Genomic DNA, 17,804 nt, shown 5'->3' on the forward strand with positions numbered 1-17,804 from the left:
CGTGCTGTAACCGTATGCGGGTGGGCACGATTGCCCACCTTGCACCCTGAACGTAACGTCTGCGCGGCGTTTCAGGCGGCTACCGGGTAGCAGAATTGTAGTTCCACCCTACAACATTTGTTCCGATAGCTCAATCAGAAAAGTGGGCTGGCTACACCGAGGTCACTTAATTGGCAATTTGGTGGTGTTTTTGACCTCTTCCATGACGGCATAAGTGTGGGTTTCCCGCACACCTTTCTGCAGCAAGGTCTTGCCGAGGAATTCGCGGTAGGCAGCCATGTCCTTGACACGTGCCTTGACCAGGTAATCGAAACCGCCCGCCACCATATGACATTCCAGTACCTCTGGAATGATTTGTACGCTATGCTTGAAGGCGTCGAACACTTCCGGCGTCGTGCGATCGAGCACCACTTCGATGAACACCAGCAGCGAGACGTCGAGCAGTTGCGGGTTCAACTGGGCCGTATAGCCCATGATGTAACCGGATTCGTGCAACTTGCGCACGCGCTCCAGGCAGGCGGCAGGCGACAGGTTCACGCGCGCGGCCAGCTCCACATTGCTGATGCGTCCATCACTCTGCAATTCCATCAAGATTTTCTTACTGATCTTGTCCAGCATTACCATCACCCCCAAATTAATATTATTTGGTTAAATTGTCGCATCAAAAACTATCTATTGCTAGCCCCCTGTATTACCAGAATTAATCCATAAGAATCCCCTTTACAATCGAATCATCTTAACGTCCGACTTTCTGTATTTTTTTGCACCAAAAAAGAGCAAGAATTACGTCAGTTTTCGTCCCCTTTTTCCTTGTAAAGAGCACTTATGCACCCTGCAGGCCCCTCGGCTTTTACCCCGATTCCTTTTGCTGCGTTCCAGGCGGAAATCCTGCCCGAAGCGACACCACAACGCGCCGCCATCACCGCCGCCTATAGGCGCGATGAGGTTTCAGCCGTGCAGTGGCTGTTGCAACAAGTCCGCCCCAGCAGTACCGAAACGACGGCCGAGGGACAAGCGCTGGCGCACCGCCTGGTCTCGAACGTGCGCCAAAAACGCACGCGCGCATCGGGCGTCGATGCACTGATGCACGAGTTCTCGCTGTCGTCGGAAGAGGGTGTTGCATTGATGTGTCTGGCTGAAGCGCTGTTGCGTATACCCGACAGTCAAACGGCCGACCGCCTGATCGCCGACAAAATCAGCAAGGGCGACTGGCGCAAGCATCTGGGCGAATCGCCGTCACTGTTCGTCAATGCCGCCACCTGGGGCTTGCTGATCACGGGAAAACTGGTCAGTACCAGCAGCGAATCGGGCCTCGGTTCGGCCATGACCAAGCTCATCGCCAAGGGCGGCGAACCGCTGATACGCAAGGGCGTCGACCTGGCCATGCGCATGCTGGGCAACCAGTTCGTGACGGGCCAGACCATCGAGGAAGCGTTGAAAAACAGCCGCGAGAATGAAACGCGCGGCTACCGTTACTCGTACGACATGCTGGGCGAGGCTGCCCTGACACAGCAGGATGCGGCCAATTACTACGCCTCATACGAAACGGCAATCCATGCCATCGGCAAGGCCTCGAACGGGCGCGGCATTCGCAACGGCCCCGGCATTTCCGTGAAACTGTCGGCCCTGCACGCGCGCTACAGCCGCGCCCAGCGCGCCCGCGTCATGGAAGAATTGCTGCCGAAAGTCAAAGCGCTGCTGCTGCTGGCCAAACAGTACAACATCGGCTTCAACATCGATGCGGAAGAAACAGACCGCCTGGAACTGTCGCTCGACCTGATGGAAGCACTGGCCTTCGATGCGGACCTGGCCGGCTTCGACGGCATCGGCTACGTGGTGCAGGCGTATCAAAAGCGCTGCCCCTTCGCCATCGATTTCCTGATCGACCTGGCGCGCCGCAGCGGCCGCAAGTTCATGGTGCGCCTGGTCAAGGGCGCGTACTGGGATGCGGAAGTCAAACGTGCGCAAGTCGATGGCCAGGAAGGCTATCCCGTCTACACGCGCAAGGTTTACACGGACGTCTCTTACCTCGTGTGCGCGCAAAAACTGCTGGCTGCCAGCAGCCTGATCTATCCACAATTTGCCACGCACAACGCGCAAACCCTGTCGACCATTTATACCTGGGCGAAGCGCGATGGCATTACCGACTACGAATTCCAGTGCCTGCACGGCATGGGCGAAACCCTGTACGACCAGGTCGTCGGCCCCGACAACCTGGACAAGCCGTGCCGCATCTACGCTCCCGTCGGCTCGCACGAAACCCTGCTGGCCTACCTGGTGCGCCGCTTGCTGGAAAACGGCGCCAACTCGTCGTTCGTCAACCAGATCGTCGACGAAAGCGTGGCCATCGATAGCCTGATCCGCGACCCCCTGGAGCTGGCGCGCCTGCAGGGCGGCTTGCCGCACCCCTCGATTCCACTGCCACTGGACATGTTTGGCAGCGAGCGCAAGAACTCGGCCGGCCTGGACCTGTCGAATGAAGACACCTTGCGCACCCTGGCCACCGGCTTGGCGCAGCAGCAGCAATGGCAGGCAGCGCCGCTGATCGACGGCGCCGTCAGCCTGAATGGCCCCGCGCACATGCTGCACAATCCGGCCCAGCACGACGATGTCGTGGGCAAAGTCATGGAAGCCGGTCCGGCCGACGTGGAAACGGCGCTGGCCAGCGCCAGCGCGTACGCCATGGACTGGCAAACAACGGAACCGTCGATCCGCGCACAAGCATTACAACGCGCGGCCGACCTGTTCGAAGAGCACCATATCGAGCTGATGGCCCTGGCCGTGCGTGAGGCAGGCAAGTCCTTGCCGAACGCAATCGCCGAAATCCGCGAAGCCGTCGACTTCCTGCGCTACTACGCGGCGCAGGTGGAACACGCGCCGGCTACCCTGGCCCTCGGTCCCGTCACCTGCATCAGCCCGTGGAATTTCCCGCTGGCCATTTTTACGGGCCAGCTGGCCGCCGCGCTGGCGGCAGGCAACGTGGTGCTGGCCAAGCCGGCCGAGCAAACGCCGCTGATCGCCCACCGCGCCGTGCAACTGCTGCATGCGGCGGGCGTGCCGCGGGGCGCGCTGCAATTTTTGCCCGGTAGCGGCGAAATCGTTGGCGCCGGCCTGTGCAATGACGCGCGCGTGAAAGGCGTGATTTTCACGGGCTCGACTGAAGTGGCGCAATTGATCAACCGCAACCTGGCCGCGAGGGCCGTGGCTGAAGGTATCGACATTCCACTGATCGCCGAAACGGGCGGCCAGAATGCACTGATCGTCGATTCGTCCGCCTTGCCGGAACAAGTGGTCCAAGACGTGATGTCGTCGGCCTTTGACAGCGCCGGCCAGCGTTGCTCGGCCTTGCGCGTGCTGTTCCTGCAAACGGAAATCGCCGACAAGACCATCCACATGCTCAAGGGCGCCATGCAGGAATTGCGCGTTGGCAATCCTGACCGCCTGGCCACCGATATCGGTCCCGTCATCGATGCGGAAGCGCAAAGCAATCTGCTGGCGCACATCAACAAGATGAAAACCGTGGCTATCGACCATTATTCGCTCGATTTGCCCACCGTCAAAGGCACGTTCGTCGCCCCGACCGTGCTGGAAATCAAGTCGCTGGCGCAATTGACACAAGAAGTCTTCGGTCCCGTGCTGCACGTGATCCGCTACAAGCGCTCCGAATTGCCGCAACTGGTGCAATCGATCAACGACAGCGGTTACGGTTTGACCCTGGGCATCCATACGCGCATCGATGAAACCATCGATTTCATCACCAAGCGCGCCCACGTGGGCAATATTTATGTGAACCGCAACATCGTCGGCGCCGTCGTCGGCGTGCAGCCGTTCGGCGGCGAAGGCAAATCGGGAACTGGTCCCAAGGCGGGCGGGCCCCTGTACCTGAAACGCCTGCAGCGCAATGCGGCGCCCGGCACGCAGCACCAGCGTCAGGCGCCGCCAGCGCTCGACGCGCTGACCGTGTGGGCGAAGATGCATGGCCACGACAAGGTCGAGCAACTGGCGCAGGAATACGCGCGCACGACTTTGCTGGGTAGCACCACTGTCTTGCCAGGCCCGACCGGCGAGCGCAATACCCTGAGCTTTGCCGCACGCGGCACGATTTTGTGCGCGGCGGCCACTTCCGGCACCTTGATGAACCAGCTGGCAGCAGTCCTGGCCACCGGCAACCTGGCCCTGGTGCTGGCGCAAGCGCTGGATCTGATCCCGGGCGACTTGCCGGCAGCGCTGAAGGACCGCATCCAGGTCGTCAGCAGCCTGGATGCGGTCCAGCATGATTTCCAGATCGCCATGATCGAGCCTGGCCTCGATGGCCAGCTCAAACCGCTGCTGGCGGCCCGGGAAGGGGCCCTGGTGAGCACTATCGCCACCACGCAGGAGGGTGTCATCCCCCTGTGGCGCCTGGTCGCTGAGCGCGCGCTGTGCGTGAATACAACGGCAGCAGGCGGAAATGCAAGTTTAATGATGCTGAGTGTCTAAAGGATCCTGAGAAAAAGTCCATGGCGTTGTTGCCTTGCCTGGCCGTACATTCGTACTGCCTGCGGCAATGCGCCTGGCCCTGAACATTTTTCAGGCTCCTTTGTTTTGAAATAAGAAGGGCAGAACCACTGGTTCTGCCCTTTTTTTATGCACCGCCAGTTCAAGGATCAAGCAGCCAGGCGCTGGCATAGCTGCTGAATCACCGTAAACGCGTACGGCGAGGCGACTGTCTGCACGAAACGCATGAAGTCGACGGCGGCCTCTTCGTTGGCGTTGTCGGAAATGGTGCGCATGACGGTAAATGGCACGCCCAGTTCAAAACACACTTGCGCCACGGCGGCGCCTTCCATTTCGACGGCCAGCAAATCGGGAATATCCGCTTTCAGCTGGTTCATATGCGCGGCGCTGCTGATGAACTGGTCGCCGCTGGCGATCAGACCACGGTGGACTTGCGCATGCTGCAAGCCAAATTGCACGATATCGGACGCCTTCAGCACGCTGGAAACATCATCACGCAGGAAATCTTCCGCAGCAGCTGCCATTTGCGTGCTCAGTTCCAGGTCCGTGGCGAAGCGCTGCAGTCCCGTCAACGGCACTTCGAAGCGGGGGAACAAGGGACGAGCGTCCATATCGTGTTGCAACAATGCTTCGGCCACCACGATATCCCCGACTTTCACCTGTTTATCCCCGCTGCCGGCCACGCCAGTAAAGACGATGTGGGTAACTCCGTACTTTTCCACAAGGATGGAAGCTGTCATGGCAGCGGCAACCTTGCCCAGACGCGACAGGACGCACACAGCGTCGATATTCCACAGGGTCCCCAGGGTGTAGTCGCGCATACCGTGCGAACGCCTCTGGGGGCCTTGCATGGCTTCTACCAGCCCCTGCTGTTCTTCGTGCAAGGCACTGATGATGCCTAAACGCATTTTTTTGTGTGAATTCATGCTGTTTTTACAGGTTTTTTGGGATTGCAAGACGGTTTGTACGGTGGAAACAGCTATTTTGACGACTTTTCCACCGTTCGCGTTTGTCTCTGTGTTTTAAATAAAGATGTATACATAAAAATAGTAGTGATAGTAAACGGCCATTTTTTTGTGGATAAGTCGGTATACCATCGAAAAATCATCGACTTAGCGTACAAAAAAGTAGGCGCACAAGCATTGTATCCAGCGAGGACTTGTTTGGGATAAAAATTGAGCTGTGGACAAAGATCGACTTTTCCCACATCTCATCCTGTGAATATGCAGACACTTATCCACAGTAGCAAGCAGAAATCACGGATTTTCTTGCTGTAGTGGCATGGTTAACGTGCTGCGCATGCATTGTTCTTGGTTTGCCAATCAAACTTGCGCAACCATGAATGTTGTTCTTTCGCGGATGCTGGCATCCAGGTGATTCCTGGCAGACGGTTTGGCAGTGGGTCTTGATGTCGCCGTTGGCTTTTTTTTTGTCGCTTCATGCATGCTTTTTTGGAAATATCTCCGGAGTTCCTCTTTTTTTATCGGTTTACAATAGATCTATATATAAAAATAGTAGTAATAGTAAACGCGGTTTTTTCTGTGCATAACTCGTTTTTTTTCAACAGGATCAACCGTTTACGCGCAAAATAAAGCGTGCATAATCGCTGTATCACGCGAGGAGCAAAATTGTATAAAATGCGGGCCTGCGCATAACTTCGTGTTTATTCACAAGCCATCCTGTGGATATCAAGTGACTTATCCACAATCGTTGTAAATTTCCCCTTTTTCGACATCGAATCGCCTGCTGGCCCTGTGCCTGATCAGGTTTGTTGACGTTTGCATTTTGCACAACGGTTTGGCGGTGCTGTGTGCGTGATGCCGACCGTGCCGGTTTTCGTCGCTCAGTTGTTGGCTGGATTTTTTTTTTGACAGCATGAGCAGCTTGTCGGCTTTTTTTTGACGAGAGGCTTGCCGATGTTGTTGACGGCGAACGGCAAGCAAAGTGCGCGTTGTCGGGTTTACCTTAATAAGTTCGTATACAAGAATAGTAATAGTAGTTAACGGTGACATCTTCTGTGGATAAGTCCTAATTTGTCCTTGTAAACAATCGCTTGGCGTACGGATAAGCGCTGAGTAAGCGTTGTATCTGCCTGGGATGGTTTCTGGACAAAAAAACGTCGCTGAAAAATTTTTTCGTTTACGCACATATCGTCCCTGTGGATATCCATACGGTTATCCACAGCTTGCAGCCCCTGTTTTACCCTGCTTTTTAGCGTGCCGCGACGCTTGCCACGATTAATGTCGCCCTGGTCCGGCACTGGTGGTAATCTCAATGTGGCTCAACAGCAATGCATGCGTGAAGAAAGACAGACTCTGGTAACGGGACGCGGTGGGGAGACACACCGCGCGACAGCTTGATGGCATACCGAAAGGAGCTTCATTGGAATCAGCAGGCGAATACGACTACATCATCGTGGGCGGCGGCACGGCAGGTTGCGTGCTGGCCAACCGGCTCACACGCGACAAGGATGCCAACGTTTTGCTCGTGGAAGCGGGCGGCAAGGACGATTACGTGTGGATCCACATCCCCGTCGGCTATCTGCATTGCATCGGCAATCCCCGCACGGACTGGCTGTATTCCACGCAGGCAGACGCGGGATTGGGCGGGCGCAGCTTGATGTATCCGCGCGGCAAAGTGCTGGGAGGCAGTTCTTCCATCAACGGCATGATCTATATGCGGGGCCAGGCCGGCGATTACGACCACTGGGCCGACCTGACGGACGATGTGTCCTGGCGCTGGGACAAAGTCTTGCCTTTATTTAAGCAAAGCGAGGATTACTACGGCGGCGCCTCGGAAAACCATGGTGTTGGCGGGGAATGGCGCGTGGAAAAACAGCGGCTGTCCTGGGATATTTTGAATGCTTTCCGCGATGCGGCGCAGCAGGTCGGCATTCCGAAAACCAGCGATTTCAATGGAGGCGACAATAGCGGCAGCGCGTATTTCGACGTCAATCAACGCCGCGGCATACGCTGGAATACCTCGAAAGCGTTTTTGAAACCGGCCGCGCGGCTTCCGAATCTGACCATCATGACGGGTTGCCACGTGGAACGTCTGCTGCTGGAAACGACGGAAACGGGACCGCGCTGCACGGGAATCGTGTTTACGGGCGGCGGTACACAGTGGCAGGCGACGGCCAAACGGGAAACCTTGCTGACGGCGGGGGCCATCGGTTCTCCCCAATTGCTGCAATTGTCCGGCATCGGCCCGGCCGCCTTGCTGCAGCAGCATGGCATCGTTCCCGTGCTCGATGCCGCCGGCGTGGGCGGCAATTTGCAGGATCATTTGCAGCTGCGCATGGTCTTTAAAGTACAGGGCGTCAAGACCTTGAACGTGATGGCCAGCAATATCGTCGGCAAGATGCAGATAGGCTTGCAATACGCGCTGTTCCAGAGCGGGCCCATGTCAATGGCGCCGTCGCAGCTGGGCGCGTTTGCCAAGTCCGACCCGCAGCAAGCCACGCCGAACCTGCAATACCATGTGCAACCGCTGTCGCTGGACAAATTCGGCGAGCCGCTGCACGCGTTTCCCGCATTTACGGCCAGCGTCTGCAACCTGCGCCCCACCTCGCGTGGCCACGTGCACATCGCGTCGGCCAACAGCTATGCGGCGCCTGACATCGTGCCCAATTACCTCAGTACGCAGCAGGACCGCGCCGTCGCAGCTGACGCCCTGCGCCTGACGCGGGCCATCGCCGCCGCGCCGGCCCTGAAAAAATTTGCGCCGCAGGAATACAAGCCTGGCGTGCAATTCCAGAGCGAGGAAGAACTGGCGCAGGCGGCCAGTCAGATTGGCACCACCATTTTTCACCCCGTGGGTACCTGCCGCATGGGCCTGGCCAGCGACGCATCGAGCGTCGTCGACAGCCAGCTGCGCGTGCTCGGCGTGGCCGGCTTGCGCGTCGTCGATGCCTCCATCATGCCCTACATTACTTCTGGTAATACGAACTCGCCCACCGTGATGATCGCGGAAAAAGCGGCGCAAATGATACATGCGGCCTGGAAATGACTGCGTCAAAGCCCAGGTTTGCGCCATTCTGGCTGGCGAAAAATCCCCGTAGTTATACTGTATTGTGCGTTAAATTTAAGTTGTGTATTATAAAAATGACTAAGTAGTACAAAAAGTACAACTAGGAGACACGATGTCAAACGTAATCTTGGAAACAAGAAATTTGACCAAGGAATTCAAGGGTTTCACCGCAGTGAGCGAGGTGAACCTGCAGGTAGAGCGGGGCCATATCCACGCCTTGATCGGTCCTAACGGCGCCGGCAAGACCACGTGTTTCAACTTGCTCACCAAATTCCTGGTCCCCACTTCCGGGCAGATCCTGTTCAATGGAAAAGACATCACGGCCGCCAAACCGGCCCAGATCGCCCGCATGGGCGTGATCCGTTCCTTTCAGATTTCCGCTGTCTTCCCGCATTTGTCCGTGCTGCAAAACGTGCGCATCGGCTTGCAGCGCCAATTGGGCACCTCCTTCCATTTCTGGCAAAGTGAGCGTTCCCTGAACCAGCTCAACGACCGCGCCATGGCCTTGCTGGCTGAAGTCGACCTGACGGAGTTTGCCGACACCATCACGGTCGACATGCCGTATGGACGCAAGCGGGCGCTGGAAATTGCCACCACTTTGGCGATGGAGCCGGAAATGATGCTGCTTGACGAGCCGACGCAGGGCATGGGCCACGAAGACGTGCACCGCGTGACGGAACTGATCAAGAAGGTCTCGGCTGGCCGCACGATTTTGATGGTGGAACACAATATGAGCGTGGTCTCCGGCATCTGCGACAAGATTTCCGTCCTGCAGCGCGGCGCCATGCTGGCCGAAGGCAGTTACGCGGAAGTGTCGCGCAACCCGCAAGTGATGGAAGCGTACATGGGCACCACCCACGCCGAGCTGGAAGGGGCGCATTGATGACGACACAAGTGAATGGCAGCGCACCCGCGCTGGAAATTGCACAACTGCACACCTGGTATGGCGAATCGCACATCTTGCATGACGTGAATTTGAAAGTGGAGCAGGGCGAAGTGGTAACTTTGCTGGGCCGCAACGGCGCCGGACGCACGACCACCTTGCGCGCCATCATGGGCTTGACGGGGGCGCGCACGGGCTCCATCAAAGTCAACGGCGTCGAAGCGATAGGTTTGCCCACGCACAAAATCGCCCACCTGGGCATCGGGTATTGTCCCGAAGAGCGCGGCATTTTTTCATCGCTGTCGACGGAGGAAAACCTGATGCTGCCACCGACCCTGGCCAGTGGCGAGAAGGGCATGTCAGTGGAGGAAATCTATGCCATGTTCCCGAATTTGCAGGAACGTCGCCATAGCCAGGGCACGCGATTGTCGGGCGGGGAACAGCAGATGCTGGCCGTGGCGCGCATCCTGCGCACGGGCGCGCGCCTGCTGCTGCTCGATGAAATTTCCGAAGGCCTGGCGCCCGTCATCGTGCAAGGTCTGGCGCGCATGATTACTACCCTGAAAGCAAAGGGTTACACCATCGTCATGGTGGAACAGAATTTCCGGTTTGCCGCACCGCTGGCAGACCGGTTTTATGTGATGGAGCACGGTCAGATCGTCGAGACTTTTGCTGCATCCGAACTGGAAGCCAAGATGCCGGTATTGACCGAGCTGCTTGGCGTGTAATGCCCATGTAGTTCCGTATCGTCGTCGAGCAATCGTTTAAATAGCAAACAATAATCCCAACGGAGACTCTATGAAACGTAACGCTATCGCCATTGCCACCGCCACTCTTTGCGCACTGGGCTTTTCCGCTGCCGCGCACGCCCAGGTGTCGGGCGACACCATCAAGATCGGTTTTATCTCCGACATGTCGGGCGTGTATTCCGACGTCGACGGCCTCGGTGGCGCGGAAGCCATCAAGATGGCGATCGCCGATGCCGGCGTGGTACTGGCCGGCAAGAAGGTGGAATTCATTTCCGCAGACCATCAAAACAAGGCCGACATCGCTGCCTCGAAGGCGCGTGAATGGTTCGACCAGCAAGGCGTCGACATGCTGATCGGCGGCACCAATTCCGGCGCCAGCCTGGCCATGGCCAAGGTGGCGGCGGAAAAGAAGAAAATTTTTATTGCCATCGGCGCCGGCTCCTCGCGCCTGACAAATGAAGAATGTACGCCTTACACCGTGCATTACGCCTACGACACTGTGGCGCTGGCGCGCGGTACGGGCGGCACCATCGTCAAGCAGGGCGGCAAGAGCTGGTATTTCATGACCGCCGACTACGCGTTTGGGCATTCGCTGGAAAAGGACACGGCCGAGGTCGTCAAGGCGGCTGGCGGCAAGGTGCTGGGCAGCGTCAAGCATCCGCTGGGCGCCTCGGATTTTTCTTCCTTCCTGCTGCAGGCGCAGGCAGCCAAGCCGCAAATCCTGGGCCTGGCCAATGCGGGCGGCGACGCCATCAACAGCATCAAAGCGGCCAACGAGTTCGGCCTGACGAAATCGATGAAGCTGGCCGGCTTGCTGATCTTCATCAACGACATCCATTCGCTGGGCTTGAACCTGACGCAAGGCATGTACCTGACCGACGGCTGGTACTGGGACTTGAATGCGGAAACGCGCGCCTGGTCGAAACGCTATTTCGCCAAGATGAAGAAAGAGCCGTCGATGCTGCAGGCAGCCGACTATTCGGCCGCGGCGAACTACCTGAAAGCCGTCAAGGCGATCGGCACGGATGACACCGAGAAAGTCATGGCGTATCTGAAAAAGACCAAGATCAACGACATGTTTACCCAGAATGGCGAAGTGCGCCCTGATGGCCGCATGGTGCACGATATGTATTTGATGGAAGTGAAGAAGCCATCCGAGTCGAAATACCCATGGGATTACTACAAGGTGGTTGCCACCGTGCCCGGTACGCAAGCCTATGTGACCAAGGCTGAATCGAAGTGTTCGCTGTGGAAGTAACGCTGTAGCCATACCTGCGGATCGCCCGCCGCTGCGCGGGCGCTCTGTCCTGCATGCTCTTCGCTAGCAGGGTTCGCCTTGCGCCGCCGCACCGGTCCGGTCTGCGGTGGCGTGTTTCCCTTGATACCACACCGCTACCCGGCGGTGCTTTTTATACTGTGATGCCATGGAAATTTTCGGCGTTCCATTACAAGCGATGATGAGCCAGCTGCTGCTGGGTCTCGTCAACGGCTCGTTCTATGCCATGTTGTCCCTCGGTCTGGCCGTCATCTTCGGCTTGCTCAATGTCATTAATTTCTCGCACGGCGCCATGTATATGATGGGCGCCTTCCTGGCCTGGATGGGCCTCAGCTATTTCGACATCAATTACTGGGCCATGCTGGTCATCGCCCCTATCCTCGTTGGCTTGGTCGGCATCCTGATCGAAAAGACCATGCTGCGCTGGTTGTATAAACTCGACCACCTGTATGGCTTGCTGTTGACCTTCGGCATCACCCTGATCATGGAAGGCGTGTTCCGCTCCTTCTATGGCGTTTCGGGCCAGCCGTATGCCGTGCCGGAAGCGCTGGCCGGCGCGACGGACCTGGGCTTCATGATTTTGCCGAACTACCGCGCCTGGGTGGTGATCGCCTCGCTCTCCGTGTGCCTCGCCACCTGGTTCGTCATCGAAAAAACCAAGCTGGGCGCCTATCTGCGGGCCGGCACGGAAAACCCGAAACTGGTGGAAGCGTTCGGCATCAACGTGCCGCTGATGGTGACGTTGACGTTTGGCTTCGGCGTGGCGCTGGCCGGTTTCGCCGGTGTGCTGGCCGCGCCCATCATTCAGGTTTCGCCGCTGATGGGCTCGAACCTGATCATCGTCGTGTTTGCCGTAGTGGTGATCGGCGGCATGGGTTCCATCATGGGCTCCATCTTGACGGGCTTGGGCCTGGGCGTGATCGAGGGCCTGACCCGCGTGTTCTACCCGGAAGGCTCGGCCACTGTGGTTTTCGTGGTGATGGTCATCGTGCTGCTGCTGCGTCCCGCCGGCCTGTTCGGCAAAGAAAAGTAATCCTCATCAGTCATGTATTGGAGCTACCACGATGAATAAGAATGTAGGCTACGCCATTGCCTTGTTGCTGGCGTTGGCGGCCCCGTTTTACGGCTATCCCGTCTTCCTGATGAAGTTGCTGTGCTTTGCCCTGTTTGCCTGTGCCTTTAACTTGCTGATCGGCTACACGGGCTTGCTGTCGTTTGGCCATGCGGCCTTCTTTGGTGGCGCCGGCTATGTCACCGGCTACGCGCTGCGCACCTGGGGCTGGCCGACGGAATTGGGTCTGCTGGCCGGCGTCGCCACGGGTGCCCTGCTGGGCCTGGTGATCGGCGGCCTGGCGATCCGCCGCCAAGGTATTTACTTTACGATGATTACCCTGGCACTGGCGCAGATGGTGTACTTCCTTGCCTTGCGTCTGCCGTTCACGGGCGGCGAGGATGGCTTGCAGGGTGTTCCACGTGGAACCTTGCTGGGCATGATAGACCTGGGCAATGACACGGTGCTGTACTACGTGGTGCTGGCCATCTTCATCGCTGGCTTCGCCCTGATCGTGCGCACCATCCACTCGCCGTTCGGCCAAGTGCTCAAGGCCATCAAGGAAAACGAACCGCGCGCCATCTCGCTGGGCTACGACGTCAACAAGTACAAGCTGATGGCCATCGTGCTGTCCGCTTCGCTGGCCGCCCTGGCCGGCGCCACCAAGACCCTGGTGTTGGGCTTTGAAACCTTGACCGATGTGTACTGGGGCATGTCTGGCCTGGTCGTGTTGATGACACTGGTGGGCGGCATGGGCACGATGGCGGGCCCCATCCTCGGCGCCGTGCTGATCATCGCCCTGGAAAACAAGCTGGGCGATGTCGGTACCTATCTGGCCACGCACACGGGCATCGAATGGTTCGGCACCCTGGGCGAATCGGTGGGCATGGTCACTGGCGTGATTTTCGTCATCTGCGTGCTGCTGTTCCGGCGCGGCATCGTCGGCGAAGCCATCGCGCGCTTCGGCGGCAGGGCCGCCAAGGCCGCTGTCTGATTTTCAAGCAACGCCGGACGGATAGTCCGGCGTTTTTCATTGTGCGTCCACTGTTACCTCAACGGAGAGAACCACCATGCAAATGACGATCACGCGCACGGGGAGCGGCCTGTGTACCCTGCTGGCGTTGGCAGCCTGCGGCAGCAACCATGCACCGGAAGAACTGAATCAGATACCCGGTTATCTGGGCACGATCGCGCGCGCCGACTACGACGGCAAGACCAATGATTTACTCACGGCCGGCCTGGGCAAGACGGGGCTGGCGGGCGTCGCGCCCGCGTATGCGAATGCGGAGCAGCCGACGCCGGCAGAACTGCGCCGCAATGCAATCTACGCCAATTACCGTGCCGTGCTCGACATTGCCGCCAACAGCGGCTATGGCACCCTGTACGGACCGAACGTCGATGCGTCGTGGAACGTGGGCACGGGCGAGGGCCTGGTAGCTGGCAGTGAATACATCGCCTATGCGGATGACGGCACGGGCAAGAAGAATGTCACCTTGATGGTGCAGGTGCCGGCCAGCTTCGATCCTGAGCATGCCTGCATCGTCACGGGCACGTCGAGTGGCTCGCGCGGCATCTACGGCGCCATCGGCAGCTCGGGCGAATGGGGCCTGAAGAAGGGCTGCGCCGTGGCATATGCGGACAAGGGTTCCGGCACAGGGCTGTATGTGTTTGAAGACGACAGCGTCAATCTCCAGAACGGCGTACGCGCGGGCAGGGTGGCTGCCGGCAAGAGTGCGCTCTTTGTGCCCGACTTGAACGACGCGGACCGGCTGGCCTGGGCCGCCGCTTATCCGAACCGTATCGCCTTCAAGCATGCGCACTCGCAGCAGAACCCGGAGAAGGATTGGGGCAAGGTAACCTTGCAGGCGGTCGAGATGGCGTATTACGTCTTGAACGAGCGCTATGGCGTGCTGGCCCGCGACGGCAGTTCGCGCGTCGTGCGGCTGACGCCGAAGAACACCATCACGATCGCGTCGAGCATTTCCAACGGTGCCGGCTCGGCCTTGCTGGCGGCGGAGCAGGATAGCAAGGGCTTGATCAGTGGCGTGGCCGCCAGCGAGCCGCAGGTCCAGCCTGCGGCATCGAGTGCCTACAGCGTGCGGCAAGGCGGGGTGCAGCTGGCCAATCCGGGCCGCGCGCTATACGACTACGCCACCTATGCGGCGCTGTACCAGCCGTGCATCGCTTCCGTGGCCGGCAATGCGGGACGCTGCACGGCGCTGGTCGCCAAGGGCTTATTGAATGGCGCCGACCTGGCGGCGCAGCAGGCGGATGCGAAGCAGCGCTTGCGCGCGTATGGCTGGTTGCTTGACTCCGATCCGCTGCAAGCCGCGCACGCGGGCACGAATATCCTGGTGGCCGTCACGTATGCCTATGCCTATGGGAAATTTTCCGTGACGGACAAGGTGTGCGGTTTCACGTTTGCGCAGACGGATGGCAGCGGCAATCCGGTCGCTTTCACTTCGGCGCAAAAGGCGGCCAGCTTTGCGGCGCAAAACGGCATCCTTGGCAGTGTCGTGTACGAGAACAGCGTGGGCGGCGCCAAGGGCTACACGGCCGGCGTGTCACCCTCGACCGGTCTGGCGGACCAGTCGCTCGATGGCTTCCTGTGTCTGCGCAGCCTGGCGACGGGCAAGGATGCCATCAGCGGCGCCAACTTGCAGGGCGCCCTGGACGGGCAGAGCGTGCGCGTGCGGGCGGGCATGGCCGAGGTAGCGGCCAGCGGAAAACTGCAAGCCAAACCGGCCATCATCGTGCAGGGACGCAGCGATACTCTGATTCCCGTCAATCATGCCTCGCGCGCTTACCTGGGATTGAACGCTGCGGTGGAAGGGACGAATAGCAAACTGCGCTATATCGAGGTGACCAACGCCAACCACTTCGATTCCTTCAGCAGCGCCTTGCCGACCCTGATCGTGCCCTTGCATGTGTACCTGAACCGGGCACTCGACGCAATGTATGTGCATTTGTCTGCCAAGCAAGCCTTGCCGCCCTCGCAGGTGGTGCACACAGTGACGCGTACCGATGCGTCGACCTTGATCACGAATGTCAACGTGCCGGCGATAGCGGCAACGCCTGCGGCTGGCAATGCGATCAGCGTGACGGGCACGGTAGTGGATGTGCCCAACTAGCGTCAGTTTGCATATCGCCCGAGAGCCACGTCGAGTACGTGGCTTTTTTTTGAGCGCTTACAGCGCGGCCGCATAGATGGCGCGGGCATCAAGACGCGTGACGGGCCGAGGATTGTTGCCTATCAAGCGCGTCTGTAGCATGGCCTCGTCGGCCAGGCGATCCAGGTCGCTGGCCGCGATGCCCACCTCGCGCAGGGTGCGCGCGATCCCTGTCGCCAGGGCGATGTCATGCATGGCGTCGATCAGGGCCACGGCGCGCGCTTCCTCGCTGCCCGTGATGCCGGGTTGCACGACGGCCGCCAGTTGCGCATACAGGGGCGCCGCGTGGGACAGATTGAAGCGCAGCACGTGTGGCAACACCAGCGCATTCGACAGGCCATGTGGCACGTGGAACATGCCGCCAATGGGATAAGCGAGCGCGTGCACGGCCGCCACGGGGGCATTGGCAAACGCCTGGCCGGCCAGCATGGCGCCGAGCAACATGGCCTCGCGCGCCGGCAAGTTGCTGCCATCGCGGCAGGCCGTGAGCAGATTGCCGGACAGCAGTGACAGCGCCTGCATGGCCAGCATATCGGACAATGGATTTTTCAGCAGGCGGCTGGTGTACGCTTCGATGGCGTGCACCATGGCATCGATGCCGGTGGCGGCTGTCACTGCGGGTGGCAAGCCCAGGGTCAGGCTGGCGTCGAGGATGGCCAGGTCTGCATACAGTTGCGGCGCGACCACGCCCATCTTGCTGGTGGCCCCCGTGGTGACGATGGCGATCTGCGTCACTTCCGAGCCTGTGCCGGCCGTGGTCGGCAATTGCACCAGGGGCAGGCGCTGGCCGTTGACATTGCCGATGCCATACAGTTGCGCCAGATCCTGGTGGCCGGGAGCCAGTACAGCCACCAGTTTGGCCACATCCAGCGAGCTGCCGCCACCGAGACCGATAATCAGTTCCACGTGAAACATCCGGGCCTGGGCGACGCCGGCCAGCACGATCGCTTCGGGCGGATCGGCTTGCACCTCGGAAAAGACACGCACGTCGATACCCGCCGTTCGCAAGCTATGCAGCGGAGCATCGGCGAGTCCCGTGCGCAGAAAACCTGCATCGGTGACGAGCAGGGCACGGCGCACTGTGGGGAATTGATGGGCAATATGGGCGCCCAGTTGGGCGGCGGCGCCCGCTTCAATGATCAGATGCGGCACGGTGCGGAACTGGAAGGCGGGCATGCAGACTCCTGACAACAAGGACAGAAGCCAAGCTTACTCCGCTTTTCCGCCCTGCGCATGTTTCACGTGGAACCAGACGCCGCGGGCTATTCCCATTCCAGCGCGCCGCGTTTCCATTCATACGCCAGGCCGATGGCCAGTACGCTCAAAAAACCCATGACAGCCCAGAAGCCGGGCAAGCCGAGTTCGTTCACGTTGGCCGCCCACGGCATCAGGAAGATCACCTCGATATCGAACAGGATGAAGAGGATGGCGACCAGGTAGAAGCGGATGTCGAACTTCATGCGCGCATCGCCGAACGCTTCGAAGCCGCATTCGTACGGCGACAGCTTGTGCGGATCGGGCTTGTGCGGACCCAGCACGCGTCCCAGCAGCATGGGCACGATGCCGACCAGGATGCCTATCAGAATGAACAGGAGGACGGGAAAATAGTTTTCGAGGAGCATGGGGGTTCCTCTCAGTGGCTGGAAGACAGCTTCATCAGCACGATGCCGCACACGATGAGGACGGCGGCGCACACGCGCATGGTGCTGATTTGCTCGCCCAGAAACACGATACCGACGATGAAGGCGCCGACGGCGCCGATGCCGGTCCAGATGGTGTAAGCCGTGCCCAAGGGGAGGGTGCGCATTGCAATCGACAGCAAGCCGAAGCTGGCGATCATCATGACCACGGTAATCACGGAGGGAGTCAGTTTGGTGAAACTCTCGGAGAGTTTCATCGAGTATGCCCACACAACTTCAAGCATGCCGGCAATGAGTAAAAGTATCCAGGCCATGGCGGCTCCTTATACAGAGCGGGCCGTCCCGGTGTGTGCCCATGATGGGGGAGGCCGTCCTCCTGGATGATCGTCACTATGGCCACTGGCGTGACTACGGTTGCGGACGATGCGGCAATTGTAGCAAACATTGCAGGACACTGCAGCCCCATCCTGGAGCTTGTTGAGTGTTCCACGTGAAACAGAAATCGCCGT

At 59.2% G+C, this 17,804-nt stretch carries 13 protein-coding genes; 8 read left to right on the top strand and 5 right to left on the bottom strand.

Features of this window, described 5'->3' with window-relative positions; genetic code table 11:
* Positions 1-162: 162 nt before the first annotated feature.
* Positions 163-618 carry an Lrp/AsnC ligand binding domain-containing protein gene (locus tag CLU92_RS20195; RefSeq protein WP_010393827.1) on the bottom strand — a complete coding sequence of 152 codons (456 nt, stop codon included), beginning with the start codon at positions 616-618 and terminating at the stop codon, positions 163-165.
* 207 nt (positions 619-825) lie between these two features.
* Here CLU92_RS20195 and putA point away from each other — a divergent pair, with 207 nt between their 5' ends.
* On the top strand, positions 826-4,479 hold the full coding sequence (gene putA / locus CLU92_RS20200) for a trifunctional transcriptional regulator/proline dehydrogenase/L-glutamate gamma-semialdehyde dehydrogenase (protein WP_101483348.1): 3,654 nt from the start codon (positions 826-828) through the stop codon (positions 4,477-4,479).
* 167 nt (positions 4,480-4,646) lie between these two features.
* Here putA and CLU92_RS20205 read toward each other — a convergent pair whose 3' ends face one another.
* On the bottom strand, positions 4,647-5,423 hold the full coding sequence (locus tag CLU92_RS20205) for a 5'-methylthioadenosine/adenosylhomocysteine nucleosidase (protein ID WP_101483349.1): 777 nt from the start codon (positions 5,421-5,423) through the stop codon (positions 4,647-4,649).
* 1,456 nt (positions 5,424-6,879) lie between these two features.
* On the opposite strand from CLU92_RS20205, the gene CLU92_RS20210 reads away from it, so the two are divergent.
* The 7 genes from CLU92_RS20210 (at position 6,880) to CLU92_RS20240 (ending at position 15,616) form a co-directional block, all read left to right on the top strand.
* Positions 6,880-8,505 carry a GMC family oxidoreductase gene (locus CLU92_RS20210; RefSeq protein WP_101483350.1) on the top strand — a complete coding sequence of 542 codons (1,626 nt, stop codon included), beginning with the start codon at positions 6,880-6,882 and terminating at the stop codon, positions 8,503-8,505.
* A 133-nt stretch (positions 8,506-8,638) separates the two neighbouring features.
* On the top strand, positions 8,639-9,409 hold the full coding sequence (locus tag CLU92_RS20215; protein WP_101483351.1) for an ABC transporter ATP-binding protein: 771 nt from the start codon (positions 8,639-8,641) through the stop codon (positions 9,407-9,409).
* A complete protein-coding gene (locus CLU92_RS20220; RefSeq protein ID WP_101483352.1) occupies positions 9,409-10,137 on the top strand; it encodes an ABC transporter ATP-binding protein in 729 nt (242 codons plus the stop codon). Before CLU92_RS20215 ends, CLU92_RS20220 begins: the two co-directional genes overlap by 1 nt.
* 70 nt (positions 10,138-10,207) lie before the next feature.
* Entirely contained in the window at positions 10,208-11,416 is a 1,209-nt protein-coding gene (locus CLU92_RS20225; protein ID WP_101483353.1) for an ABC transporter substrate-binding protein, read from the top strand.
* A 166-nt stretch (positions 11,417-11,582) separates the two neighbouring features.
* Positions 11,583-12,467 (top strand): branched-chain amino acid ABC transporter permease, encoded by an 885-nt coding sequence (locus CLU92_RS20230; protein ID WP_070288905.1) that lies wholly within the window; start codon positions 11,583-11,585, stop codon positions 12,465-12,467.
* 31 nt (positions 12,468-12,498) lie between these two features.
* Positions 12,499-13,479, top strand: a complete 981-nt coding sequence (locus tag CLU92_RS20235) for a branched-chain amino acid ABC transporter permease (protein WP_101483354.1) — start codon at positions 12,499-12,501, stop codon at positions 13,477-13,479.
* A 76-nt stretch (positions 13,480-13,555) separates the two neighbouring features.
* Positions 13,556-15,616 carry a 3-hydroxybutyrate oligomer hydrolase family protein gene (locus CLU92_RS20240; RefSeq protein ID WP_101483355.1) on the top strand — a complete coding sequence of 687 codons (2,061 nt, stop codon included), beginning with the start codon at positions 13,556-13,558 and terminating at the stop codon, positions 15,614-15,616.
* 57 nt (positions 15,617-15,673) lie between these two features.
* On the opposite strand, the gene CLU92_RS20245 is transcribed toward CLU92_RS20240, so the two are convergent.
* The 3 genes from CLU92_RS20245 to sugE all read right to left on the bottom strand — a co-directional run bounded on the left by CLU92_RS20245 (position 15,674) and on the right by sugE (position 17,609).
* Positions 15,674-16,831 (bottom strand): iron-containing alcohol dehydrogenase, encoded by a 1,158-nt coding sequence (locus CLU92_RS20245; RefSeq protein ID WP_101483356.1) that lies wholly within the window; start codon positions 16,829-16,831, stop codon positions 15,674-15,676.
* Positions 16,832-16,917: 86 nt separating this feature from the next.
* The gene (locus CLU92_RS20250) at positions 16,918-17,277 is read right to left on the bottom strand and encodes an NADH-quinone oxidoreductase subunit A (protein ID WP_101483357.1); all 360 of its coding nucleotides are present in this window, start codon (positions 17,275-17,277) and stop codon (positions 16,918-16,920) included.
* An 11-nt stretch (positions 17,278-17,288) separates the two neighbouring features.
* Complete coding sequence (gene sugE / locus CLU92_RS20255) at positions 17,289-17,609, bottom strand: quaternary ammonium compound efflux SMR transporter SugE (RefSeq protein WP_101483358.1); 321 nt, start codon at positions 17,607-17,609, stop codon at positions 17,289-17,291.
* Positions 17,610-17,804 lie beyond the last annotated feature (195 nt).

The organism is Janthinobacterium sp. 61 (assembly GCF_002846335.1).
GTDB lineage: Bacteria > Pseudomonadota > Gammaproteobacteria > Burkholderiales > Burkholderiaceae_D > Janthinobacterium.